General features: G+C 37.6%; 21 protein-coding genes and 1 pseudogene. 13 read left to right on the top strand and 9 right to left on the bottom strand.

What is annotated here, in order from left to right:
• The 5 genes from F3G66_RS09145 to F3G66_RS09125 form a co-directional block, all read right to left on the bottom strand.
• Positions 1-1,311: MBOAT family O-acyltransferase (locus F3G66_RS09145; RefSeq protein ID WP_149707886.1), on the bottom strand; the 1,311-nt coding region annotated here is incomplete at its 3' end.
• A gap of 51 nt (positions 1,312-1,362) precedes the next feature.
• Complete coding sequence (locus F3G66_RS09140) at positions 1,363-3,216, bottom strand: primosomal protein N' (RefSeq protein ID WP_149707869.1); 1,854 nt, start codon at positions 3,214-3,216, stop codon at positions 1,363-1,365.
• A complete protein-coding gene (locus tag F3G66_RS09135) occupies positions 3,216-3,632 on the bottom strand; it encodes a type II secretion system protein (protein ID WP_084042158.1) in 417 nt (138 codons plus the stop codon). Before F3G66_RS09135 ends, F3G66_RS09140 begins: the two co-directional genes overlap by 1 nt.
• A complete protein-coding gene (locus F3G66_RS09130; RefSeq protein WP_054196819.1) occupies positions 3,629-3,865 on the bottom strand; it encodes a hypothetical protein in 237 nt (78 codons plus the stop codon). The genes F3G66_RS09135 and F3G66_RS09130 overlap by 4 nt, the downstream gene beginning before the upstream one ends.
• Positions 3,866-3,878: 13 nt before the next feature.
• Positions 3,879-4,112, bottom strand: a complete 234-nt coding sequence (locus tag F3G66_RS09125) for a cell division protein ZapB (protein WP_021091279.1) — start codon at positions 4,110-4,112, stop codon at positions 3,879-3,881.
• Positions 4,113-4,237: 125 nt separating this feature from the next.
• Here F3G66_RS09125 and uvrB point away from each other — a divergent pair, with 125 nt between their 5' ends.
• On the top strand, positions 4,238-6,214 hold the full coding sequence (gene uvrB, locus F3G66_RS09120; RefSeq protein WP_149707868.1) for an excinuclease ABC subunit UvrB: 1,977 nt from the start codon (positions 4,238-4,240) through the stop codon (positions 6,212-6,214).
• A gap of 275 nt (positions 6,215-6,489) precedes the next feature.
• Positions 6,490-6,639 carry a hypothetical protein gene (locus tag F3G66_RS09505; RefSeq protein WP_188115857.1) on the top strand — a complete coding sequence of 50 codons (150 nt, stop codon included), beginning with the start codon at positions 6,490-6,492 and terminating at the stop codon, positions 6,637-6,639.
• Between the two features lie 212 nt (positions 6,640-6,851).
• On the opposite strand, the gene F3G66_RS09695 is transcribed toward F3G66_RS09505, so the two are convergent.
• The 4 genes and pseudogenes from F3G66_RS09695 to F3G66_RS09100 all read right to left on the bottom strand — a co-directional run bounded on the left by F3G66_RS09695 (position 6,852) and on the right by F3G66_RS09100 (position 10,968).
• Positions 6,852-7,112 carry a hypothetical protein gene (locus F3G66_RS09695; protein WP_223154266.1) on the bottom strand — a complete coding sequence of 87 codons (261 nt, stop codon included), beginning with the start codon at positions 7,110-7,112 and terminating at the stop codon, positions 6,852-6,854.
• A 93-nt stretch (positions 7,113-7,205) separates the two neighbouring features.
• Positions 7,206-7,544, bottom strand: a pseudogene (locus tag F3G66_RS09690) (metallophosphoesterase); the annotation flags it as partial.
• A gap of 18 nt (positions 7,545-7,562) precedes the next feature.
• Positions 7,563-8,210 carry a hypothetical protein gene (locus tag F3G66_RS09105; RefSeq protein ID WP_149707865.1) on the bottom strand — a complete coding sequence of 216 codons (648 nt, stop codon included), beginning with the start codon at positions 8,208-8,210 and terminating at the stop codon, positions 7,563-7,565.
• 214 nt (positions 8,211-8,424) lie between these two features.
• Entirely contained in the window at positions 8,425-10,968 is a 2,544-nt protein-coding gene (locus tag F3G66_RS09100) for a tryptophanyl-tRNA synthetase (RefSeq protein ID WP_149707864.1), read from the bottom strand.
• Between the two features lie 168 nt (positions 10,969-11,136).
• Here F3G66_RS09100 and groES point away from each other — a divergent pair, with 168 nt between their 5' ends.
• The 11 genes from groES to F3G66_RS09045 all read left to right on the top strand — a co-directional run bounded on the left by groES (position 11,137) and on the right by F3G66_RS09045 (position 23,456).
• Positions 11,137-11,397, top strand: coding sequence for a co-chaperone GroES (gene groES / locus F3G66_RS09095; RefSeq protein WP_072594386.1), 261 nt, complete (start codon positions 11,137-11,139; stop codon positions 11,395-11,397).
• Between the two features lie 8 nt (positions 11,398-11,405).
• Positions 11,406-11,714: a monooxygenase gene (locus F3G66_RS09090; protein WP_149707863.1), complete on the top strand. Its 309-nt coding sequence runs from the start codon at positions 11,406-11,408 to the stop codon at positions 11,712-11,714.
• Positions 11,715-11,736: 22 nt separating this feature from the next.
• Positions 11,737-13,371, top strand: a complete 1,635-nt coding sequence (gene groL / locus F3G66_RS09085; RefSeq protein ID WP_002940160.1) for a chaperonin GroEL — start codon at positions 11,737-11,739, stop codon at positions 13,369-13,371.
• Between the two features lie 126 nt (positions 13,372-13,497).
• Entirely contained in the window at positions 13,498-14,865 is a 1,368-nt protein-coding gene (locus F3G66_RS09080; protein WP_149707862.1) for a phosphomannomutase/phosphoglucomutase, read from the top strand.
• On the top strand, positions 14,862-15,992 hold the full coding sequence (gene wecB, locus F3G66_RS09075) for a non-hydrolyzing UDP-N-acetylglucosamine 2-epimerase (RefSeq protein WP_149707861.1): 1,131 nt from the start codon (positions 14,862-14,864) through the stop codon (positions 15,990-15,992). Before F3G66_RS09080 ends, wecB begins: the two co-directional genes overlap by 4 nt.
• Before the next feature lie 11 nt (positions 15,993-16,003).
• A complete protein-coding gene (gene wecC / locus F3G66_RS09070) occupies positions 16,004-17,197 on the top strand; it encodes a UDP-N-acetyl-D-mannosamine dehydrogenase (RefSeq protein WP_149707860.1) in 1,194 nt (397 codons plus the stop codon).
• 123 nt (positions 17,198-17,320) lie between these two features.
• Positions 17,321-18,292: an acyltransferase family protein gene (locus F3G66_RS09065; RefSeq protein ID WP_149707859.1), complete on the top strand. Its 972-nt coding sequence runs from the start codon at positions 17,321-17,323 to the stop codon at positions 18,290-18,292.
• Positions 18,289-20,415, top strand: coding sequence for a bi-domain-containing oxidoreductase (locus F3G66_RS09060; protein ID WP_149707858.1), 2,127 nt, complete (start codon positions 18,289-18,291; stop codon positions 20,413-20,415). Before F3G66_RS09065 ends, F3G66_RS09060 begins: the two co-directional genes overlap by 4 nt.
• 17 nt (positions 20,416-20,432) lie before the next feature.
• Entirely contained in the window at positions 20,433-21,722 is a 1,290-nt protein-coding gene (locus F3G66_RS09055; RefSeq protein ID WP_149707857.1) for a phenylacetate--CoA ligase family protein, read from the top strand.
• A 2-nt stretch (positions 21,723-21,724) separates the two neighbouring features.
• Positions 21,725-22,804 (top strand): pyridoxal phosphate-dependent aminotransferase, encoded by a 1,080-nt coding sequence (locus tag F3G66_RS09050; protein ID WP_149707856.1) that lies wholly within the window; start codon positions 21,725-21,727, stop codon positions 22,802-22,804.
• Entirely contained in the window at positions 22,794-23,456 is a 663-nt protein-coding gene (locus tag F3G66_RS09045) for an HAD family hydrolase (protein WP_149707855.1), read from the top strand. The genes F3G66_RS09050 and F3G66_RS09045 overlap by 11 nt, the downstream gene beginning before the upstream one ends.
• Positions 23,457-23,468 lie beyond the last annotated feature (12 nt).

Here is a 23,468-nt window from a genome sequence, read left to right as displayed (position 1 = left end):
AATAAAACCAAGCATTATAAATAAAAGAGTATTTTTGTCTCCAACTCTTTCTATAAAGTTATCAAACTCAACTCCATATTTAGTTAAAAATCCAAGTTTTACTAATAGAAAATTTGGTAAAACAATGCCACTCAACCCAAACATCCCTTGTAGCACTTTTAAAGCATCGTCCCAATCTTTTGCCCTAAAAAAGACCCAAGTAATATTTATAAAGTTAAATGTTATAAGCCAAGCCAAAATTTTATTCATCTTAAAGCCAAGCTCGCTCCAAATTCTATGAACAACTAAGGCAACACCATGCAAAAATCCCCAAAATACAAATGTCCAGCCAGCCCCGTGCCATATACCACCTATTATAAAGGTTGCCATTAAATTTGTGTATGTTCGTAGCCTACCTTTGCGGTTACCACCTAGCGGGATATAGATATAGTCTCTTAAAAACCTACTTAGCGTTATGTGCCATCTGCGCCAAAAGTCTTGAATATTTAATGCCTTATAGGGTGAGTTAAAATTTATTGGAAGCTTGATATTAAAAAGAAGTGCTGCACCGATAGCCATATCGCAGTATCCGCTAAAGTCAAAGTAGAGCTGAAATGTATAGCTTAGGCTAGTCGCCCATGCTTCAAATAAATTTAAGGTAGTCGCCTTGTCAAACCCATTTGTTGCCCAAACAGCAAAACTATCAGCGATAACTACCTTTTTGAAAAGGCCTATTGAAAATATAAATAGCCCAAGTGCTATATTTTTATAGTTGATTATTTTATTTCTAACATTTGCAAACTGCGGCATCATCTCTTTGTGATGCACGATCGGACCAGCGATTAGTTGCGGAAAAAAGGTAACAAACAAGCAGTAGTTTAAAAAGTCATACTGCTTCGTACCCCCCCCCGTAGCACTATCGACCAAATAGGCTATTTGCTGAAAGGTAAAAAATGATATTGCAAGAGGTAGTAGCAAATTTAAATGAGGTATCTGGGTGTTAAAGATAAAATTTACATTGCTTATAAAAAAATCTGAATATTTAAAATATCCAAGCAGCATCAAATTTGCTGCGATGCCCAGTATAAGAATAAATTTTTTAGAAATTTTACTATTTTCTTTGTTTAGCTCCACTCCAAAGCAGTAGTTAAACACCATTGAGCCTAAGATTAGCGGCAGATAAATGATATTCCACCAGCTGTAAAAAAATAGAGATGACAGAACCAAAAAGCCCTTTGCTACCTCTGTAAGGTGCTTTTTATTTAGATAAAAATATACAAAAAATGTAAATGGTAAAAATAAAAATATAAATTCGTAAGAGTTAAAAAGCATTGATGCATCCGTTAAATTTTTGGTGAGATTATAATCAACATTAGCTAATCTCTAGCTAAAATTTACCGGATCTATATCAATGTCGCTAAGTTCGCTTCTGCAAAGATTTGCAGCTTTTAAAAGCATGGTGTGAGAGTTTGAACGAAGTAAAATTTCATATCTAAATTTGCTTCCAATATACTCGATCTGACATTTTCCATATCCAACGATCTCAAGCTCATCGCCTTTTATGCTTTCTAAATTTCTTATAAATTCATTTGTTACACCCTTTGCAGCACTCTCGTCTTTGTGTGAGATAATCACACGAAGCAGTCTAGAAAATGGCGGATAAAGCTCTTTTCTATAATCTATCTCATCTTTTAAAAATGCGTCGTAGTCACTGATGTAGCTCTCAAAAAATTCTCTTTGTTTGCTTTGAATGATAACTCTACCAGCCCCGTTTCTACCAGCTCTTCCGGCTACTTGCATGGCAAGAGCGAGCGTTCGCTCCCTGGCTTTATAATCAGGAAAATTTAAAAGCTCATCAAAGCCCATGATGACAGCAAGCTCTACGTTGTGGTAATCATGCCCTTTGCTTAGCATCTGCGTGCCTAGCAGGATGTCTATCTTGCCGTCGTTAAATTCTTTTAAGGCCTTTACAAGCTTGTTCTGCGTCGTTATCTCATCCCTGTCAAATTTAGCGATTCTGGCATTAGCAAATTCGGCTTGCAGTCGCTCTAAAAGTTCGCTCGTACCGATCTTTTTGGCCTCTATCATCTCGCTGCCGCACTGATGGCAGGTCTTTGGCACGGCCATTTTGTGCTCGCAGTATTGACACTTTAGTACGTTTTGTTTTTTGTAGTAGCTCATACCGATGCTACAAAATGGACACTTTAGCGTTTCACCGCAGTTTTTGCAGACTAGATATTTAAAATTTGCCCTTGTTGGCAGGCAGATGACAGCTTGTTTTTTATTCGCGAGTGTCTTTGAAATTTCATCTTTTAAAATTTCACTAATTCCAGTCTCGCTCTCATCGAAAATGTAATTTTTTTGCGAATCAAAATATGTCCCTTTTAAGCGAAAATGCTCCTGCTTGTAAAAGCTAGTAAGGCTTGGCGTGGCACTTCCAAGCACCACTTGTAGGTCAAATTTGCTAGTTAGAAAGAGGGCAAGGTCTCTTGCGTTGTAGTGGGGCTTTGAGCCTGTGTTTTTATAGCTATCGTCGTGTTCTTCGTCAATGATGATGAGTTTTAGCCTCTCAAGTGGTAAAAATAAAGCCGATCTTGCACCTGCAACGAGCCTAACTTTTCCACTTTTTATATCTTTTAAAATTTGCTCTTTTTTCTTTGATGTTATCTTTGAGTGCCAGACTGCTACCGCCTCGCCAAAGAAGCTCTCAAGGCGTTTTTGCATTTGTGGCGTGAGTGAAATTTCAGGCATTAAAAATAGTGCTTGGCTGCCTGCGTTTAAAATTTCTCTGATCTTAGCGATGTAAATCTCGCTTTTTCCGCTTCCAGTGTCGCCAAAGATGAGTGAAATTTTACGTTTATTTATAAAATCCAAAGCCTCTTGCTGTTTTTCGCTTAGTTTGGGTGCTACATTAAAATTTTGATTTTCATAAATTTGATCTACTGCAATAGTGTCATTTGGTTCAAATAAATTTAGGCTGACGCCAAGCTCGCATGTGTAATATTTTGAGATAAATATTGCCAATTCGCTTTGCATTGAAGTTAGATTAATCGGTAGAATTTCTAAAATTTTACTTGTTTTAAACTCTGGCTTGCCAGTCTCTTTTACGATAAAAGCAGTAAGAATTTTACCTCTTAAAGAAGCCTTTACGCCTTGAAATTTTTCTAGTTTTTGATCGCTTTCATAAGTGAGTGGGGCTAAATTTAGTCCATAAAATGCGAGTATATAATAATGCATTACTGAAGTGATTTGCAAATTTCATTTTCATCGCTGCAACCAAAATCGCCAGTATTTTTGTCGTATTTGAAATTTGCTACTTTGCCATCTAGCCTAAATGTGTATTTGTCATCGCTTATTCTGTGCCAGCCATTTTTACTGCCACTATCTTTTATCGGTATATTTATAACATTTTTAAAGAGTTTGCTTGGATCGCCATCGTCTAGTTTTTGTGGAAATTCTGGCTTTGCTTGCAAGATATTGTCGTTGTATTTTAGTGAAATTCCGCTTCTTATGGCAGCAAGTTGAGTTTTTGCATTTGAGATGGTAGCATCACTTCTAGAAAAAAATAGCCTAGGTATAGCGACTGTGCTTAAAATACCTAGTATAACTACTATAAATATTAGCTCAAGCAAGGTGTAAGCTCGTCTTTTCATCTCTCTTCTCGCTTTAATATCTCATCAACATTGCCAGTTAAATTTTTTACTGCCTTTATCACAGCATAATTTTCATAACATTTTTCTATAAAGGCGTTTAAAAGCTCTTTTGGCTCGATAAATTGGCGCCCGCCCATTAAATTTTGCCAGTCATCTTCAAAGAATTTAGCAAAATCATCATCAAGCGTGATCGTGTAGTCGCGAGATGATATCGTGAGCGTAATTTTTTTCATATTTTAACCAAGCTTATCTGCCAAGGACAGCTTCGATTTTTCTCATTACATCGTCAGCTTCGGTATTTTTCTTGTCAAGATCCTCTTCTAAACGCATGATTTGATTGCTTTTTGCCTCATTTTGTGCTTTTAAAGTTACGATCTCATTACGCAACTCTTCGTTCGTTTTGCAAAGTTCGTCATATTTTGTGATCAGGTCATTTACTTTATCGCTTAGTGTGGTTAAGATCGCATTATCTTCAAACATAAAAGTTCCTTTAAAATAATAATTAGGCTCGTATTCTAACACGCAGACGCTAAATTCTTATTAAAATTATCATTTGACAAAGCACTATCTTTGCTATAAAATTCGCCCAAATTTAAAGGCAATCAATGAGTAAATTTGAAATTTCATCTAAATTTAGCCCAAGCAGTGACCAAGCAAGAGCGATAAAAGAGATAGTAAAAAGTATAAAATCAGGCAATAAATACCAAACTCTTCTAGGTGTGACAGGATCTGGCAAGACCTTTACCATGGCAAACGTCATACGTGAGCTAAACATGCCAACGCTTATCATGACGCATAACAAATCCTTAGCCGCGCAGCTTTATAGCGAATTTAAGGGCTTTTTCCCAAAAAATCACGTCGAGTACTTCATAAGCTACTACGACTACTACCAGCCAGAGGCCTACATCCCAAGAAGCGACCTATATATAGAAAAGGATAGCTCGGTAAATGAGGAGCTTGAGCGCCTGCGCCTCTCTGCAACAGCTAGCTTGCTAAGCTTTGACGATGTCGTCTGCGTGGCCTCGGTCTCTGCAAACTACGGCCTTGGTAATCCAAGCGAGTATAAGGGGATGGTGGCATATCTTAGCGTGGGTGAGAAGATAAGCCAAAGAAAGCTTTTAGAGCAGCTTGTGGATATGGGCTATAAGCGCAATGACAACTACTTTGACAGAGGGGATTTTCGTGTAAATGGCGATGTGGTGGATATTTACCCAGCTTATTACAACGACGAAGCCCTAAGGGTTGAGTTTTTTGGCGATGAGATCGATGCGATGTATCATTTTGATGTGCTTGATAACAAAAGACTAAAGGATATCTCTAAATTTACACTTTACGCCACCAGCCAGTTCATCGTAGGCGCTGATAGACTAAAGATCGCGATGAAAGAGATCGAAGAGGAGCTTGATGCGCGTTTGAAAGAATTTAACGAGCAGGGCAAGCTAGTCGAGGCGCAGAGACTAAAGCAAAGGGTGGAGTTTGACCTTGAGATGATGGCAAGCACGGGCATGTGCAAGGGCATCGAAAACTACGCGCGCCACCTAACTGGTCAAAAGCCCGGAGAGACGCCGTACTCGATGTTTGACTACTTTGAGATAAGCGGCAAAGACTATCTGGTTATCGTCGATGAGAGCCACGTGAGTTTGCCGCAGTTTAGGGGTATGTACGCGGGTGACAGGAGCCGTAAAGAGGTGCTTGTGGAGTATGGATTTCGTTTGCCATCAGCTCTTGATAACAGGCCGCTTAAATTTGACGAGTTTATAAGCAAAAAGGCGAAATTTCTCTTTGTCTCAGCCACGCCAAACGAGTACGAGCTTGGTATCAGCCAGGGGCATGTTTATGAGCAAATTTTGCGTCCTACTGGCTTGCTTGATCCTCTCATTGAGATAAAAGATAGTGACAATCAAGTAGAGGCGCTATTTGACGAGGCAAAGGCGGTCATCGCTAGAGGTGAGCGCGTGCTGGTTACGGTGCTAACTAAAAAGATGGCCGAGGAGCTAAGTCGCTACTACATCGAGCTTGGCATAAAGGTCAAGTATATGCACTCAGACATCGACGCGATCGAGAGAAATGAGATCATTAGAGGGCTTAGAAGCGGCGAATTTGACATGCTAATAGGCATAAATTTGCTCCGTGAGGGGCTTGACCTGCCTGAAGTGAGCCTAATAGCTATCATGGACGCCGATAAAGAGGGCTTTTTGCGCTCGACCACGAGTCTTATACAAACGATGGGGCGCGCAGCTAGAAATGTAAATGGCAAGGTATTAATGTTTGCCAAAAAGATAACAAAATCAATGAAAGAGGCGATCGATACGACGACTGCTAGGCGTAAATTTCAAGATGAATACAACAAAGCTCACGGCATAACGCCGCACTCTGCAAGCAGGAATATCGAAGAGAGCTTGCACGTTGAGGATGATGGTGAAATTTATAAACGTGGCAAGAATTTAGAAAAGATGCCAGCAAGCGAGCGAGCCGCAATCGTAAAAGAGCTAAGAAAGCAGATGCTTGAAGCGGCAGCGCAGCTGGAGTTTGAGAAGGCGGCGGCATTGCGCGACGAGATCGCCAAAATCCGCAAGCTTTAAATTTGACGGCTTGTCTTTTTCCGCCATACTTCGTTACCGGCTCAGTCGGCTTCGGTCGCCGCTGCCTCGTCTGACGAAAAATACTTCGCCTTATCGTTTTATGCTCAAATTTGAAGTTAAATTTGTAAATTTCGGTTTCAAATTTTACTCACCGAGACCCATATCTTAAAAATGCCAAATTTTAAAAATGGCACAAAAATTTATTTAGCCAATTTTTACTAAAATATGACGTATTTGTAAAAAAGCAAAATTTTAATCAAAAAAGGAGTCCATAAATGACAAAAGAAGAGATAAAAATTGTAAAACGTGGTTTTGTTTCTGTCTTTGATATAAAAGGCGGCTTAATAAAAACGTTAGCAGAGTGTGCGCTTGACGGCAAGTACTATGGCTCTGCAGTCAGAATCATAACAAGAAATTTATATTAAAATCTAAACAAAAAAACAAATTTTGTAGACGATATAGAAACGGAAATTATTTTTAGGATACTTTGCTCAAGCGACAAAGATGCAGGTATCCTAGCGGCACATGTCAGAGAGATGTTTTCGAATAGTAAAATTTTGCGCCTAAGTTGTGATTTTATAGATAATGAAATAGTTAATATCAAAAAAAGCTATGATGAAATTTTAGCCCAGTAATCTCACCCGCCCTCTTCGATATTATCCTGCAAAAAGACTCGCATACTCGGAAACTCAAGCGCGCAAAGACGGCCAAAGCCGTGCCTATAGATGCAGCCCGTGTCGATATTTGCACCAAATTCCGTGATATCGGGGCTCGCGATCGGCGTATGGCCGTAGACGTTAAAGACGCCATCGTTTTGGCTAAAATCGCCCCTACCGCAAAGTATGTGCCGCCTAAACTCCGCCGCACTATCGCCGTCCGAGCTGCGCAGCGGCCACATCCGCCCGGCCGCCGAGTGTGATACGACGAGCCGCCTGCCCTGCGCGTTTTTAAACTTATGAAATTCCAAATAAAGCGGCAAATTTGACAAAAACTCTATGTGCGCGAGTTTCTGGACGCGGTCGGCTTTGGCGTAGGATGCGAAAGTCTGCGCACCGCCGTTTAGGAAAAACCAGCGCGGATCATTAGGCATTTCGCCGCACAAAAATGCATCCTTGTGTTGCAAAAGGCGGTATTCGTGATTGCCCATCACGGCCGCGTAACCGCGCTGCATCGCTAACTGCACGACCTCAAAACTCCCCTCGCCGCGGTCTATCAGATCGCCCACGAAGCAAATTTTAGAATCAGCGCCGTGCGGCAAGCAATCTATTAGGGTGCAAAGAGTTTTATAACAGCCGTGAACGTCGCCGATAAGGTAAATTTGGTCGTTCATTTTGCTAAAATTTATACATTACCAACGATAGTTTTTATCAAAAAGACTATCTAGATTTTGCTTTAATTCATATGCTCTATTCAAGTGTTTTTCTATATAGTTTTTATTCTCGCCGACGCCATTAATTTTCCCAAAGTCAATCGATATACTCACGCCGTTATCGCTGATATTTGCAACATGCATGAGATATAAATAAAGATTAAATTCACCGCCGTTTTGAAACATTTGAAGCTGTTGATTATATGCAGCTATAGCCTGCTTTATCACCATTTTTAATTTATATTCTTGTTCGGTATTGTAACCAGATACGGTTGGAGATAAATTTTCGATATTTTTCTCGTAGGATGCAAAATCGGCTGTTTTAATCACATTTTTACTATTGTAAGTTTCAAGGGCTGATTTCAAAAACTCAATATTTAAATTTACCATCGAATAAGCATCAGCTTTAATCCAATCCAATTTATATTTTGTGTTGCCAGAACTTCGTATATTTCTCCAAAATTTATCGTAGTTTTCTTTATTAAAATCAATCCAGCCGCCCGACATATCTATGGCTATCCTCTTTGCTATATGAAAATTCATATTACTTGAGGCTCCATCACCCTTTGACGCTATACCGCACCCGCAAAATATCAGCGCAATCATAAAAATAATCAGCTTTTTCATCGCTTCTCCTGTAAACATGAATTTTGCGAAATTTTACTACCGCAAGCATTAAATTTTACTTGCAAAATACGCGATACGCGCAGGCTAAATTTCGCATCAAATTTGAGCGCTATCACTCGCCGATCACTAGCATCACGCCAAGCGCACTTTGGTTTATGTCGCTACAAAAGTGCCCAAGCCCCATTAGATACTTTAAATTTTCCGCCTTTTTCATCTAAAATAACCCTTTTAAAAGCCCCTTTAAATTTTGCTTTTCGCTGCTTGAGTTGCTATCTTTGCCGCCCAGCTTTTTGTCCAAAAATCTACCTATCTCTTTTTTGACCTTGCCCTCAAGATACTGCGAGCCAACATCGTATTTTAGGTTGTCTGTCGTGTCTGAAATTTTCACGTTTAGATCGGTCTTTTCAAGCCTGCAAACAAGCGGCGTGTTAAGCATTTTTGTCGCAGTATTATAAGTGCCGTTTGTAACCTTTATGTCGCTCTTTGGAGAGCTTAAATCCACGTTGAAGACGATATTATCGCCCTTTATGTCACCATAAATTTTGCCGTCTTTGTAAATTTCTTTTGTGATGTCCTTGCCGGTGAAGGTTTTGATGTTGTTTGTGAGGTTTGTGCTAGCTAGGTGACCCTCTTTTAGCAAGATATCAAATTTGCCCAGCCTTTGCTTTGTCTCGTAGTCAAATTTAGCATCGCCGTTGCCATCATAAAGATGCTCTAGCCCTAAAGTCTGCGTTAGTCCCTTTACCTCAAAGTTTTTTAGCACAGCATCAAGCGTGCCAGCTTTGTAGTTAGCCTCGAGTTTGCCCTTAAATAGATCATCTGAAGTGGCTTTTATGGCTAGATCGTCTACTTTGCCATTTGCGGTAATCAGCGCTGCAAATTTACCGTGAAGCTCGCGACCAGCTAAAAATGCAAGCTTATTTAGCTCCGAAACTACCGCTTGAAGCTTTAGGTTTAGCGTGCTTTTGCCCGTATCAAAGCTGCCATCTATGCCCTTTATATCAGCTAGCGAGCTAAGAAAGTCGCCACTAAATTTCGCTACATCGTCTTTGCAACTTAGGCTAAAATTTGAGCTAAATTTCTCATTTTCAGGGAATTTTTTATCAAGCATTTTGCTAAGCGCTGCAGCGTTAAATTTGCCATCATTTAAAGCGATCGTTGCAGCGATACTTGGGCTTTTGCTAAAGATATTTTGCCCCTTTGCCTCGATATTTGTGCTAGCGTTTGCCAGCCTATCGTTGCCGCTAAGCGCTAATATCTCTCCTAACTGCGCCTCTTTTAGGCTAAGATCAAGATTTTCATTTTTTATGGTGGCGTTTAGCTTGCCAGTAAAGGCATCGCCGCCTAAATTTAGCTCATCTATCTTGCTTGCTTTAACCTTCACATCGCCCGCAAGCGCCATCTTTGAGCCCACCTCAAAGCCGCTAACCGCTTTAAATTTCTTAGGGTCGCTAATGAGCAGGGCAAATTTGCTAAAAATTTGACTGTTTTTTAGGTCAAAAACGCCCTTTATATCCTTTAGTTCGCCAAGGTCGCTAAGCACGTTTGCGTCAAAATTTACAAGTTCATTTTTTGCTATAGCGCCGCCTTTTAGCTCAAATTTAGCAGCATTTTTAAGCTTTGCAAGACCATTATTTATAAGGCCGTTTTTTATCTCAAATTTAGCCTCGCCTGCAAGCTTTTTTAGCTCGTCAAAGCCGCTAAAATTTGCGTTTAAATTTATCTGCCCGTCTGCGTAGCTAGGCTGCAGGGCAAGTGCTAAAAGCTCTTTTAGCTTGATATTTACTGCATTTAGGACTAAATTTTTACTATCAAAATTTGCATTTATCTTGCCACCAAGGCCGTTTATCTCAGCTTTTAGGTTTTTAAGAGCATTTTCTTGCATTGTAATTTCGCCATTTGCATCCACAGAGCCGCTTAGCTGTTGCCCCAAAAGCTTGCCAAGAAGGGCAAGATCAGGCACGTTTAGCAAAAAGTCGCTCTTTAAATTTTTACTAGCTAGATCATAGGTCGTCTCATTTGCCTTTAAAGTAGCTTCTGGTGCGATGATAATGGTTTTTGCGCTCACTTTTTCATTTGCAAATTTAGCATTTACGACGCCTTTAAAACTTATATCTTTTGCTAAATTTAGTCCAAATTCGTTTTTAAGAATTTCTTTGTTTATTACTGCATTGCTAGCTAAAATTTGAGCGTTTATGATGGGCTCATTTTTCTCATAAACGCCTTGCATATTGCTCGTTAGATCAAGCTTTCCACTAGCTAAATTTGGCTTTTGTGCAAGGGCTGAGATTTCAGAAAGCTCAATATTTTTAGCGTCAAGATTTAGAGCCTTTGGCAGGTAGTCTTTTAAATTTGCGTTTAAATTTATATTCGAGCCAAGCGCCGTGCCAGTTGCCACTAGCTTAAAGTCGCTAAATTTACCAGCGACGTTTGCTTTAAGAGCGATGTCCTTTTTTAGCCCAAGTTTGCTAGCCTTTGCCTTGTCGGCGTTTATGTCTATGTTCAAATTAATACTTTGAGCAAGTAACGAGAGATCGCCATTTGCCTTTAAATTTATGGCGTTCATCACGGTCACTTCAAAATTTAAGGTGCTAAACCCCAGGCTAAAATCTTTAAATTTGATATCTATGCCACGAGCGAGTGCCTCTTTTTCGATCTTGCCAGCTATAAATTTACTCCCAAATGGGCTAAATAAAAGGCCAAAGATGCAAGCTATTATGAGTATGAGCACGCCAATTATGTAAGCTACTTTTTTCATAAATTTCCTTTATATTAGTTTTACATATCATCAAACTTTAGTGCAACTGACTAAAGTTTTAATAAAATTTAACTATAAATTATTGACTTTTTTAGAAAAAAGTGCTAGGATCTCATCACTCAAAAATAAAGAGTGCTAAAAAAGACAATTAAACCAAAAGGATGAACAATGAACTTTCAACCATTAGGCAAGCGTGTTCTAGTCGAACGCGTAGAGGAGACAAAGACCACAGCTTCGGGCATTATTATACCTGATAATGCAAAAGAAAAACCTTTAAGTGGCGAGGTAAAAGCAGTTGGCGCTGAAGTAGAGGGCGTAAAAGTTGGTGATAAAGTTGTATTTGCAAAATACGGTGGCACTGAGATAAATTTAGATGATAAAACATATCTTGTTTTAAACATTGATGATGTTTTAGGTGTTTTAAAATAAGGCTGCAGATGGCTGCGATTATGTATGTTGATTTTCCGCAAGAAGGTCTTTTTGGAGACGAGATGTCAAAAACTTTTGAGGATTTGGCTAAAAGTATCAACCAAGAACCCGGTATGATATGGAAAATTTGGACTGAGAATAAACAAACAAAAGAAGCCGGCGGAATTTATCTTTTTGACAATAAGGAGAATGCGGAAAGATATCTGAAAATGCACAGCGAAAGACTAGCTAAAAACGGCTATTCAAATATTCGCGGTAAAATTTTTGATATTAATATGCCTTTGTCAATTATAAATAAGGCTGATTTTTTAAAATAAATTAAAACCGAAAGGAAAAACAATGGCAAAAGAAATTTTTTATTCTGATGATGCAAGAAACCGCCTATACGAGGGCGTAAAAAAACTAAATGACGCTGTAAAAGTGACAATGGGACCAAGAGGCAGAAATGTCCTTATCCAAAAGAGCTTTGGCGCGCCAAACATCACAAAAGACGGCGTTAGCGTGGCTAAAGAGGTTGAGCTAAAAGATACTATCGAAAACATGGGTGCAAGCCTAGTTAGAGAAGTAGCAAGTAAGACAAATGACCAAGCAGGTGACGGCACTACAACAGCAACCGTGCTAGCTCACGCTATATTTAAAGAGGGCCTTAGAAACGTAACTGCTGGCGCAAATCCTATCGAAGTAAAACGCGGCATGGATAAAGAAGTAGCAGCTCTTATAGATGCACTAAAAAATATCTCTAAAAAAGTATCAGGCTCAAAAGAGATCGCTCAGATCGCTACTATCTCTGCTAACTCAGATGAGAGTATCGGCAAGCTTATTGCTGATGCGATGGAAAAAGTCGGTAAAGACGGCGTCATAACAGTAGAAGAGGCAAAGTCTATCCAAGACGAGCTAAGCGTTGTTGAGGGTATGCAGTTTGACCGCGGATATCTAAGCCCATACTTCATCACAAACCCTGAAAAGATGCAAGTTGAGCTAAGCAATCCATTCATATTGCTATTTGACAAGAAGATTACAAATTTAAAAGATCTACTCCCTGTGCTTGAGCAAGTACAAAAGAGTGGCAAACCACTTCTAATCATCGCTGAAGATATCGAGGGCGAAGCACTTGCAACGCTTGTAGTAAATAAACTTCGTGGCGTGCTAAACATCTCAGCCGTTAAAGCTCCTGGCTTTGGTGACAGAAGAAAAGCGATGCTTGAAGATATCGCTATCTTAACAGGTGGCGAAGTTATCAGTGAAGAGCTAGGCAGAACACTAGAGAGCGCTACTATAAACGACCTTGGACAAGCTTCAAGTGTAGTTATCGACAAAGATAACACAACTATCGTAAATGGCGCAGGCGAAAAGTCAGCGATCGACGCTAGAATAACTCAGATCAAAGCGCAAATCGCTGAGACAACAAGCGACTATGACAAAGAAAAACTACAAGAGCGCCTTGCGAAACTAAGCGGTGGCGTGGCAGTTATCAAAGTAGGTGCTGCGACTGAAACTGAGATGAAAGAGAAAAAAGACCGTGTAGATGACGCTCTAAGCGCTACTCGTGCAGCTGTTGAAGAGGGTATCGTAGTAGGTGGCGGTTCAGCTCTTATCCTTGCTTCAAAGAGTGTAAATCTAAATTTACAAGGTGACGAGGCGATCGGCGCTGAGATCGTTAGAAGAGCGCTTCGTGCTCCACTTCGCCAAATCGCTGAAAACGCTGGCTTTGACGCTGGCGTGGTAGCAAATGCAGTTGAGACAAGCAAAGATGCAAATTTTGGCTTTAACGCTGCAACTGGCGAATATGTAAATATGTTTGAAGCTGGCATCATCGACCCAGTTAAAGTTGAGAGAGTTGCGCTTCAAAACGCTGTTAGCGTGGCTAGCTTGCTACTAACAACTGAAGCAACTATCAGCGAGATAAAAGAAGAAAAAGCAATGCCTGCAATGCCTGACATGGGCGGAATGGGTGGCATGGGCGGCATGATGTAGCAGCCTTTTTCGAGCTAGAGTCTTTTCTAGCTCGAATTTTTTATACTTCAAAATTGCTTTTACAAGTTTTACCTCTTTTTAAATTTATTATGGTATTCTTTTACTTTCTTTTGCGGAGAACCTACAATGAAATATGATGAAATTTTTAGAGAATACGATATCCGCGGCATTTTTGAAAAAGACTTGACAGAAGATAGCGTCAAGGCTATAGGGCTTGCTTTGGGTAAGAAATTTAACGAATTTGGTGTAAAAACCTTAAGCGTTGGCTTTGATGCAAGGCTTAGTGCTAGCACACTTTTTAGGTATTTGCTAAGTGGCTTAAACAAAGCTGCTGGCTTTAAAATTTATAACATCGGATTGCTTCCAACTCCTGTTGGCTATTTTAGTGTTTATGCAGATTATTTTGACGCAAACATCATGATCACAGGCTCTCACAATCCAAAAGATTATAACGGTTTTAAGATTACTATCAAAAAAGATAGTTTTTTTGGCAAAGATCTGCAAATTTTAAAAGACAAAGTTAATGAGATAATTGCCTCTGGCGAGCAGATCGCAGACGATGAGAGCTGTGAGAAATTTAACATCTTAGAAAAATATGTTGAGTTTTTTGTAAAAGAATTTAGCGAACTTAAAAATTTCAAAAAGCCTTTTGTAATCGACTGCGCAAATGGTGCTGTTGGCGTGAGCTTGGTGCCGATCGTAAAAGCGCTTGGGCTAAATGCAAAAATTTTATATGAAGATCCAGACGGAAATTTCCCAAATCACCACCCAGACCCAAGCGAAAAAGAGAATTTAAAAGAGATATTTTCGCTCATCGAAAAGAAGGAATTTGATCTTGGATTTGGTTTTGACGGAGACGGCGATAGGATCGCGGTTATAACGCCAAAAAGAGATATAAAAGGCGATGAGTTAGCCTATCTTTATGCTCTAAATATGAAACATCCAAAGGTGCTTGGCGAGGTAAAATGCTCACAAAATATGTACGATGAGATCGCAAAAATAGGCGAAGTTTTCATGGGCAAGACTGGACATAGCAATATAAAAAAGATGATGAAAGAGCTAAATGTCGACCTTGCAGCTGAAGTAAGCGGTCATATCTTTTTTAAAGAGCGATACTTTGGCTTTGATGATGCGCTTTATGCGATGATGAGGGTACTTGAGCTAGTTCACAAAGGCTTTGATCTTGACGGCGAACTTGATAAGATGCCACTTGTCTTTAGCACCGATGAGATCAAGATAAAGACGACTGACGAGGCTAAATTTAAGATAGTTGCCAAGCTAAAAGAGTGCGTGAAAAATGAGAGCTGCGACCTACCAAAGATAAAAAATATCATTGATATCGATGGCATAAGGATTCAGTTTGAAAATGGCTGGGCACTGGTGCGCGCATCAAATACAACGCCAGTTATTGTCACTAGATTTGAAGCAAAGAGCAAGGAATTTTTAGAAGAGATCGAGCAAAAAGTGACACATCTACTGAAAGGCCTAATGTGAAAAGAATTCTTATAGTTTTTGGTACTAGACCAGAAGCAATAAAAATGGCTCCTTTAATAAGAGAATTTCAAAAATATAGTGACTTTTGTGTTAAAGTATGTGTTACTGCTCAGCATAGGCAGATGCTAGATCAAGTGCTAGAAATATTTAATATATCTTCAGATTATGATCTAGACATAATGCAGCCTAATCAGGATTTATTTGACTTATCATCTCGGATTTTGCTTAAGATGCGAGATGTTTTAGATGATTTTTACCCAGACATAGTTTTTGTTCATGGGGATACTACAACAGCCAGCATAAGCGCATTAGCCTCTTTTTATAAGCAAATAAAAATCGCCCATGTAGAAGCTGGACTTAGAACATGGGAAATTTATTCACCATTTCCTGAAGAAGTAAATAGACAATTAGTGGGCATTTTGGCAAATTATCATTTTGCACCAACAAATTTATCAAAGGATAATCTTTTAAAAGAAAATAAGAAACTTGAAAATATTGTTGTAACTGGAAATACAGTAATTGACGCTTTGTTTTTATTATTAGATATAATAAAAAAAGATCCAACCTTTAAAAATAAAATATTACAGTCATTAAAACTTAAATATAACCCTGAACATAATAGAAAGATTATATTAGTAACTGGCCATAGAAGAGAAAATTTTGGACTCGGCTTCATTAATATATGTGAGGCTTTAAAAATTTTAGCTCAAAATAATCCAAATATAGATATTGTATACCCAGTTCATCTTAACCCAAATGTTCAAAAACCCGTAAAAGAACTACTATCTAATGTTGATAACGTATATCTTATAGCACCATTAGAGTATGGTGAGTTTGTATATCTTATGGATAGATCGTATTTTATTATTACTGATAGTGGTGGTATACAAGAAGAAGCTCCTAGTTTAGGAAAACCAGTTTTGGTTATGAGGGACACTACAGAAAGACCAGAAGCTATTTCTTCAGGCTCTGTTAAACTTGTAGGCACTGATAAAGAAAAGATAGTAAGTAATGCACAAGAGTTACTTGATAGTATTGAAATTTATAAACAAATGAGTCAATCTTATAATCCTTACGGTGATGGTAGTGCTTGCGCTAAAATAGTAGAGTTTGTTAGAAATATATAATTGGAGTGATAATGGTAAAAAATGTTTGTGTTGTAGGATTAGGGTATATTGGATTACCTACTGCTGCGCTTTTGGCAAACAATGGATACAATGTGCATGGAGTAGATGTTGTGCAAAGCACAGTTGATACAATTAATCAAGGAAAGATACATATTGTTGAACCAGGGCTTGAAGATTTTGTAAAAAAAGCAGTTGATAATGGAAAGCTTAAAGCTGGTACTATACCAACAAAATCAGATGTTTTTATAGTAGCCGTTCCTACACCTTTTCGTGAAGGCTTCGTTCCAAATTTAGATTATGTAATAAGTGCATGCAAATCTATAGCTCCTTTCGTTAAAAGTGGTGATATTGTAGTTTTAGAGTCTACGTCTCCTGTTGGAACTACCGAAAAAATAGGCGAAATCTTAAAAGATAGTGGTGTAAATATTTCAGAAATTTTTATAGCTCATTGTCCAGAGAGAGTTTTACCTGGAAAAATACTGCATGAATTGGTACAAAATGATAGAATCGTAGGTGGATTAACGCTTGAAGCAACTAAAAAAACAGCAGATTTTTATAAAACATTTGTAAAAGGTGAAATATTGCAAACAGATGCAAAGACTGCTGAAATGGCAAAGCTTACTGAAAATTCTTTTCGTGATGTAAATATTGCATTTGCAAATGAACTGAGTATTCTATGTGACAAATTTGGTATTAATGTTTGGGAGCTTATATCACTAGCAAATCGTCACCCCCGTGTTAATATCTTAAGCCCAGGATGTGGTGTGGGTGGACACTGTATTGCTGTAGATCCATGGTTTATTGTGCATGCTGGTGGAAATGATGCAAAACTTATAAAAACAGCCAGAGAAGTAAACAACTATAAAATGCAATGGGTTGTAGAAAAAATAAAAAATGCTGCTTTGAAATTTGAATTGGAGAGCGGTAAAAAGCCTAAAATAGCTTGCATGGGTCTTGCATTTAAACCAGATATAGATGATCTTCGAGAGTCTCCTGCCGTTTTGGTTGCACGAGATTTAATACAGGCTGGATTTGGCATTTTAGCCGTTGAGCCAAATATAAAATCTCATAAGGATTTTGAGATAATAAACTACAAAAAAGCTACAGATATCGCAGATATAGTTGTATTTTTAGTTGCTCATAAAGAATTTAAAGTGCTAAAAATTCAAAAACAGTTTTTAGATTTTTGTGGAATTTTTAAATGATTTGTCAAAAAGTAATAGATAGAGATAACCATCTGAATTTTTTTAGATTACTTTTTGCTTTACAAGTGGTATATATGCACTCGACGGAATGGCTAAAAATACCGCTTTTATGGGGGGGGGCACGTGGATAAGTTTCTTAGGCTGTTTCCGGGCGTTCCATTATTTTTCCTGGTTTCGGGATTTTTAATTACCGATAGTTATTTAAATAGCGGCAATTTAAAAGAATATTTTATAAAAAGAGCGCTTAGGATATATCCGGCTCTATTCGTAAATATTTTAGTACTTGAGCTAGCTATGTACGTGGGTAAAAATTTTAATGATATCTCGGTATTAAAATACATAGAATACTTTGTTCTCTATGCCATTACTGCCGCTTCAGGCATAGCAGGCTTTATAATAGGTATAAAAAACGACGCTTTATATAATTATGGCGGCTTTTTCAGCTCCTATCCGAGCGGCGTTTTATGGACGCTTAGCGTCGAACTATCGTTTTATATCATCCTTCCATTTATTTTGTGTATTAGAAAGGTGATCATAAGAAATTTATTGTTAGTTTTTCTATTTTTTACATCAATGATAATTCCCGCAATCGCCGATGAAAATTTTTACTCCGCTTCAAATTTAAATAAGTTTCTTGAGCTAATATGTTTGCCGTTTTTGTGGATATTTATCATCGGTATGGTTATGCGGCTTTATTGGCTGGATATAAAAAAATATCTCGTAGGCTACGGCTTATATTATATTGCGCTCTATTTGATATTTTGTTTTGCGGCTATAGAGTTTGGAAGCGGGCTTGGAGATTATAAGATAGGCTTGGAAATTTCTACCGTATTTCAAATCTTCCTTTTAGCGCTAGTGATCTTTAGCATGGCTTTTTCCTGCACAAATTTAAAGATAGCTAGAAGCACCGATCTCTCTTATAGTACATATCTTTATCATATGCTGGTAGTTCAAATTTTAATCAGTCTGGGCTTTGGCGGCTCTTTATGGTTATATCTCATAGTGGTAGCTGCGACGCTCACGGTAGCTTGCGTTTCTTGGAATTTTATAGAAAAGCCGGCATTGAAATTAAAACAGATAAAGGTTGTAAAATGATACAAGCAATAGTAAAAAAAGGTAAAGTTTTAGCAGAGCAGATTCCTGCTCCAAGCGTTTCAAAGGGATGCGTTCTTATAAAAGTAGTAAATAGCTGCATATCGGCGGGCACTGAGATAAGCGGCGTATCAAATAGCGGAAAGAGTCTGATAAAGCGAGCTTTAGAACAGCCCGAAAATGTAAAAAAAGTCATCAGTATGATAAAATCAGACGGTATCGCAAACGCCTATGCGAAGGTAAAGGGCAAGCTTGATAGCGGTAGCCCCACCGGTTATTCGCTTAGCGGCGTAGTTATAGCAGTCGGAGAGGGCGTTTCAAATTTTGAGATCGGAGATCGCGTCGCCGCAGCCGGCGCAGGGCTTGCAAACCATGCCGAATACGTAGACGTACCTAAAAATTTAGTTATGAAAATGCCGCAGGATATGGACTTTGAACGGGCTTGCACCGTGACGCTAGGCGGCATAGCGATGCAGGGCGTTAGGCGGATCGATCTAAGGCTTGGCGAGACCTGCGTAGTCGTGGGAGCTGGGATTTTGGGGCTTCTTGCGGTGCAGATGCTTAAAATTTCAGGAGTGAGGGTCGCAGTTAGCGATTTTGACGATAGGCGCTTGCAGATAGCAAAGGAATACGGCGCCGAGCTAACTATCAATCCTTCAAAGGAAAATTTGCTAGAAGTCGTTTCGTCTTGGAGCGGCGGATACGGCGCCGACGGCGTGCTATTTACCGCCGCTACGAGCAGTAGCGAGCCGCTATCGCAAAGCTTTGCGATGTGCAAGAAAAAGGGCAGAGTAGTGCTCGTGGGCGTTGTCGGTATGCAGATAAATAGAGAGGATATGTATAAAAAGGAGCTTGATTTTCTCATCTCCACATCCTATGGTCCTGGTCGCTACGACAAGAGCTACGAAGAGCATGGGCTTGATTATCCGTTTAGCTACGTAAGATGGACGGAAAATCGAAATATGAGTGAGTATCTAAGACTGGTAAATGAAAATTTGATAAAGCTGGATAAGCTCATAGACGCAAAATACCCTATCGAGCAGGTAACGGAGGCGTTTGAGTCGCTACAGGCTTCGCAGAATAAGCCGCTTATGGTTTTGCTTGACTACGGCGAGACAAATTTAACCGAGCTTGATAACTATTTAAATCACGATAAAAAAATCATCATAAGCTCCGCGCCAGTAAACAGGGATGTGATAAACGTCGCGTTCGTCGGCGTAGGCGGATTTGCCACCGGGATGCACCTGCCTAATATCTCAAAGCTTGCGGATAAATATAAAATTTACGCGATCATGAACCGAAGCGGACATAAAGCAAAGGCGGTGGCGCAGCAATACGGAGCGAACTACGCTACTTCAAATTTAGACGATATTTTAAACGACAAAAACGTCGATCTCGTGATCATCTCCACAAGGCACGATAGCCATGCGGAGCTTACTTTAAAAGCACTTGAAGCGGGTAAAAACGTATTTGTAGAAAAGCCGCTTGCAACAAACAAAGAGGAGCTTAAAAAGATAAAGAAATTTTACGCTGAGGGAGGCGATAAGCCCCTTTTATTCGTGGGATTTAACAGACGATTTAGCGCCTATGCGCAGGAGATAAAAAAGCACACGAGCGCTAGAATAAATCCGATGATAATTAGATATAGAATGAACGCGGGCTACATACCTATGGATCACTGGGTGCATGAAAACGGCGGTAGGATGGTTGGCGAAGCGTGTCATATAATAGACCTGATGACGGCGCTAACGGGAAGCGAGATAGAGAGTATATTTTCGCAGGCTATCACGCCGAGCAATGAAAAATATAGCGCCGAGGATAACAAATCCATCGTCTTAAAATACAAAGACGGCTCGGTAGCAAATATCGAGTATTTCGCAAACGGCAGCAAGGAGCTAAGCAAGGAGTTTATGGAGATCCACTTCGACGGTAAGAGTATCGTTTTGGACGATTATAAAAGCCTAAAAGGATATGGAGTAGGCTTGAAAGAAATTTCAACGAGCGTAAGCCAAAAGGGGCAGCTCGAAGAGCTTGAGGCGCTATTTGAGACTCTAAAAAAAGGCAAAAGCTGGCCGATAGAGCTTTGGGATATGGTGCAGACGACGGATATTGGTTTTGAAATATAAAATTGGAGTGTTGGGCTATGAAAAAATATATTAGAAGAACTTTTTTATTTTTTATAAAAGCCATAGTGTTTATATTAATGTGGAAATCCTTTTGCAAACAAAGAAGTAAAACAAAAGAAGAAAATCAAATTATGCAAACCAAAAAGCTAAAAAAAATCCTACTTTATGCAGTCAACAATATTGAATTTTATAAAAAATTTAAAAATATTATTGATTTCAAAAATTTTACACAAGATGAAATATATAAACTCCCGATTATCGATAAAGCACTTATTAACAAAAACAGAAATTTGTTTATCTCGAAGTCTTATATGTGGCCAGTTATAAAAACTAAAACATCTGGTTCAATAGGTGAACCTTTTGAGTTTTTAACCTCTTTAAAAATGTTTTTAATAGAGGATTTATCATACAAAAGGTTGTGGAATTCTACAGATAGATACAAGTATTCTTTTATGGATCCTATAATTTTTTTAAGAAGTTATCTACCTGGTCCTAATGATAAATTATATAAACATGATTTTTTTAATAATATATGGTATTTATCCCCTTTTCATATAAGTAAAGAAAATTTAAAATTATACATTGATGTGATTAAAAAATCACGTTCTAGAGTGCTGCATGGATATCCAAGTTCAATATTTATTTTTACTCAAATTTTAAAAGAATATAATATTAAAATAGATCAAATAGATGTAATATCAACATCATCTGAAACAATGCTTTCAAGTTATAGAAAAACTATAGAGGACTGGTGGGGAATAGAAGTTTTGGATTGTTATGGGCATGCGGAGTGTGCCGTAGCTATTCAGCAATGTCAATGTGGTAAATACCATAATAACGACGACTATGGTTATGTTGAGGTTATTAATGGTGAAATGATTGCAACTTCTTTAAATAATTTTTCTATGCCGCTCATTAGGTATAAAACTGGAGATATTGCTATTGAGAATACGGATGTAGATTATAAATGTGAATGTAAATCAACATTTTCTATACCCATTAGTTCGATAAGTGGCAGAAGTGATGATATTTTGATAAAAAAAGATGGAACTTATATTCCAACTGTTAACATATATACAATGATGTATAAAATGGACTTTATAAAACAATTTCAAATTATACAAAAAAATAATGATAAATCGGTTGAAGTCATTGTAAGTGGAACAGTATGTGATGATAATAAAAACATTATAATAAACAATATACAAGATAGATTGGGTAATGTGGAAGTGTTGGTTACTGTTGTAGAGCAGATAAAAAGGAATCAAAATACTGGAAAAATAAAAATAATACGAAGGGTGGACTAAAAATGTTTATAAATAGATACGTGAATAGCCTTAAACCTTATAGGTTAGCTTCTCATAAAGCTTGGCTAAATTCAGATAGTAATATATTAAAATTAGATTGGAATGAATCTACTATAGATCCAAGCCCATTGGTTAAACAAAATATTGTATCTTTTTTAAATAACGGTAAAATAAGCTGGTATCCAGATGTCAATAATGAGTTGCTTTTAAAAAAAATAGCAGTTTATTGTGATATAGGGATTGATAATGTTCAGTATTATCCTAGTTCTGATGTAATACATGAATGTATAGCTAGGGCTTTTGTTGAATATGAGGATAAAGTGTTAATGGTTTCACCAACTTATGATAATTTTAGATCAACATTTGAAAGCTATGGAGCTAAAATAGATTTTTTTTATTTAAGCGATGATTTTTTATTTGATTTAGATAAACTTAAAGAGTACTTAACAAATAATAATATACGAATGGTTTATATTTGCAATCCAAACAATCCAACTGGAACTATATATTCTCGTGATACTATTGAACACTTGTTGTTGAGTTTTCCTGAGATAATGTTTATTATAGATGAAGCATATTTTGAATTTGGTGGTAAAACTTCAAAAGATTTGGTAATAAAGTACCAAAACATCTTAATTACTAGAACTTTTTCTAAGGCTTTTGGGCTCGCTAGTTTTAGAATAGGATATGTTATTTCCTCCGGTGAGAATATTAAAATTTTATCTAAAGTTAGAAATCCAAAAAATATCAATATGTTATCGCAGATCGCAGCAATATCTGTATTGGATGATGTCAGTTATATGAAAAAATATGCAGATGATGTAATGGCTAGTAAAAAGTATTTTTCTGAAGAACTTTATGAGATTGGATTAAAAACCTATGGAGAGGGTGGTAATTTTTTATTGTTAAAACTAAATCAAAAATCAAAAAGTGATCTTATATTATTTTTAGAAAATAAAAATATTTATATAAGGGATTATGGTCATATAAAAAAAATGGAAGATTTTGTTAGGGTTACTATTGGCACAAAAAAGCAGATGGAACAAGTAGTGTTAGTCATAAAAGAGTTTTATGAAAAATAAAAATAGAAAAATTATCGTAATTTTTGATTTTTGTGATACTATTTTTGATGGACAAAGTGCTGATTATTTTTTAAAATATATTGCAAAAAAACTTACTTTATGTGAGATGGTATCTTTCTTTATAAAGAGGAAGATTGTCTATAACTTTATTGCGGATTCAAAGCTTCAAAAAAAATATCTTTTGAGTAGTTTTAAAAATATGCCACGGTATATGTTGCTTGAGTTAGCTAATGATTTTTTTAATAATATTATATTGAAAAATATACATAGTAAAGTTTTAGAAAAACTTATGTGGCATATAGATAGTGGGCATGTAATCGTTGTTGCTTCTGGTGGTTTTGATATATATTTAAAATTTTTTGCAGAATATTTTCGTATCGATTTATTGTGTTGTACAAAATTAAAATTTAATAATGATTTTTTTACAGGTTTTATAGATGGACAAGAATGTCTTGGTAGTAATAAGGTAAGATTTATCAAAGAGCTTATTGACTTAAATGAATTTGATTTAAGTAATTCATATTGCTACAGTGATCATCACTCCGATTTACCAATATTTAATTTGGTGGGAAATAAAATTATAGTAAAAAATAATCAAGATATTTCTTGGATAGATAATACTTTTAAAATTTTAGATGTATCAAAAAGATAGAGGACATACGGT

The sequence above is a fragment of the Campylobacter concisus genome, assembly GCF_902460665.1.
In the GTDB taxonomy this organism is placed as follows: Bacteria; Campylobacterota; Campylobacteria; order Campylobacterales; family Campylobacteraceae; genus Campylobacter_A; species Campylobacter_A concisus_AL.
The sequence above is the reverse complement of the archived record's forward strand: the minus strand, read 5'-3'. Positions and strand labels throughout refer to the sequence as shown.

Coding starts and splice junctions, on each gene's coding strand:
- F3G66_RS09505 (WP_188115857.1), top strand. CDS start 6,490: ATGACAAAAGAAGAGATAAAAATTGTAAAACGTGGTTTTGTTTCTGTC.
- F3G66_RS09060 (WP_149707858.1), top strand. CDS start 18,289: ATGATACAAGCAATAGTAAAAAAAGGTAAAGTTTTAGCAGAGCAGATT.
- F3G66_RS09695 (WP_223154266.1), bottom strand. CDS start 7,112: ATGTGGCCGCTGCGCAGCTCGGACGGCGATAGTGCGGCGGAGTTTAGG.
- F3G66_RS09100 (WP_149707864.1), bottom strand. CDS start 10,968: ATGAAAAAAGTAGCTTACATAATTGGCGTGCTCATACTCATAATAGCT.
- F3G66_RS09105 (WP_149707865.1), bottom strand. CDS start 8,210: ATGAAAAAGCTGATTATTTTTATGATTGCGCTGATATTTTGCGGGTGC.
- F3G66_RS09080 (WP_149707862.1), top strand. CDS start 13,498: ATGAAATATGATGAAATTTTTAGAGAATACGATATCCGCGGCATTTTT.
- F3G66_RS09125 (WP_021091279.1), bottom strand. CDS start 4,112: ATGTTTGAAGATAATGCGATCTTAACCACACTAAGCGATAAAGTAAAT.
- F3G66_RS09090 (WP_149707863.1), top strand. CDS start 11,406: ATGGCTGCGATTATGTATGTTGATTTTCCGCAAGAAGGTCTTTTTGGA.
- F3G66_RS09130 (WP_054196819.1), bottom strand. CDS start 3,865: ATGAAAAAAATTACGCTCACGATATCATCTCGCGACTACACGATCACG.
- groL (WP_002940160.1), top strand. CDS start 11,737: ATGGCAAAAGAAATTTTTTATTCTGATGATGCAAGAAACCGCCTATAC.
- groES (WP_072594386.1), top strand. CDS start 11,137: ATGAACTTTCAACCATTAGGCAAGCGTGTTCTAGTCGAACGCGTAGAG.
- wecC (WP_149707860.1), top strand. CDS start 16,004: ATGGTAAAAAATGTTTGTGTTGTAGGATTAGGGTATATTGGATTACCT.
- F3G66_RS09050 (WP_149707856.1), top strand. CDS start 21,725: ATGTTTATAAATAGATACGTGAATAGCCTTAAACCTTATAGGTTAGCT.
- F3G66_RS09045 (WP_149707855.1), top strand. CDS start 22,794: ATGAAAAATAAAAATAGAAAAATTATCGTAATTTTTGATTTTTGTGAT.
- F3G66_RS09055 (WP_149707857.1), top strand. CDS start 20,433: ATGAAAAAATATATTAGAAGAACTTTTTTATTTTTTATAAAAGCCATA.
- uvrB (WP_149707868.1), top strand. CDS start 4,238: ATGAGTAAATTTGAAATTTCATCTAAATTTAGCCCAAGCAGTGACCAA.
- F3G66_RS09135 (WP_084042158.1), bottom strand. CDS start 3,632: ATGAAAAGACGAGCTTACACCTTGCTTGAGCTAATATTTATAGTAGTT.
- F3G66_RS09140 (WP_149707869.1), bottom strand. CDS start 3,216: ATGCATTATTATATACTCGCATTTTATGGACTAAATTTAGCCCCACTC.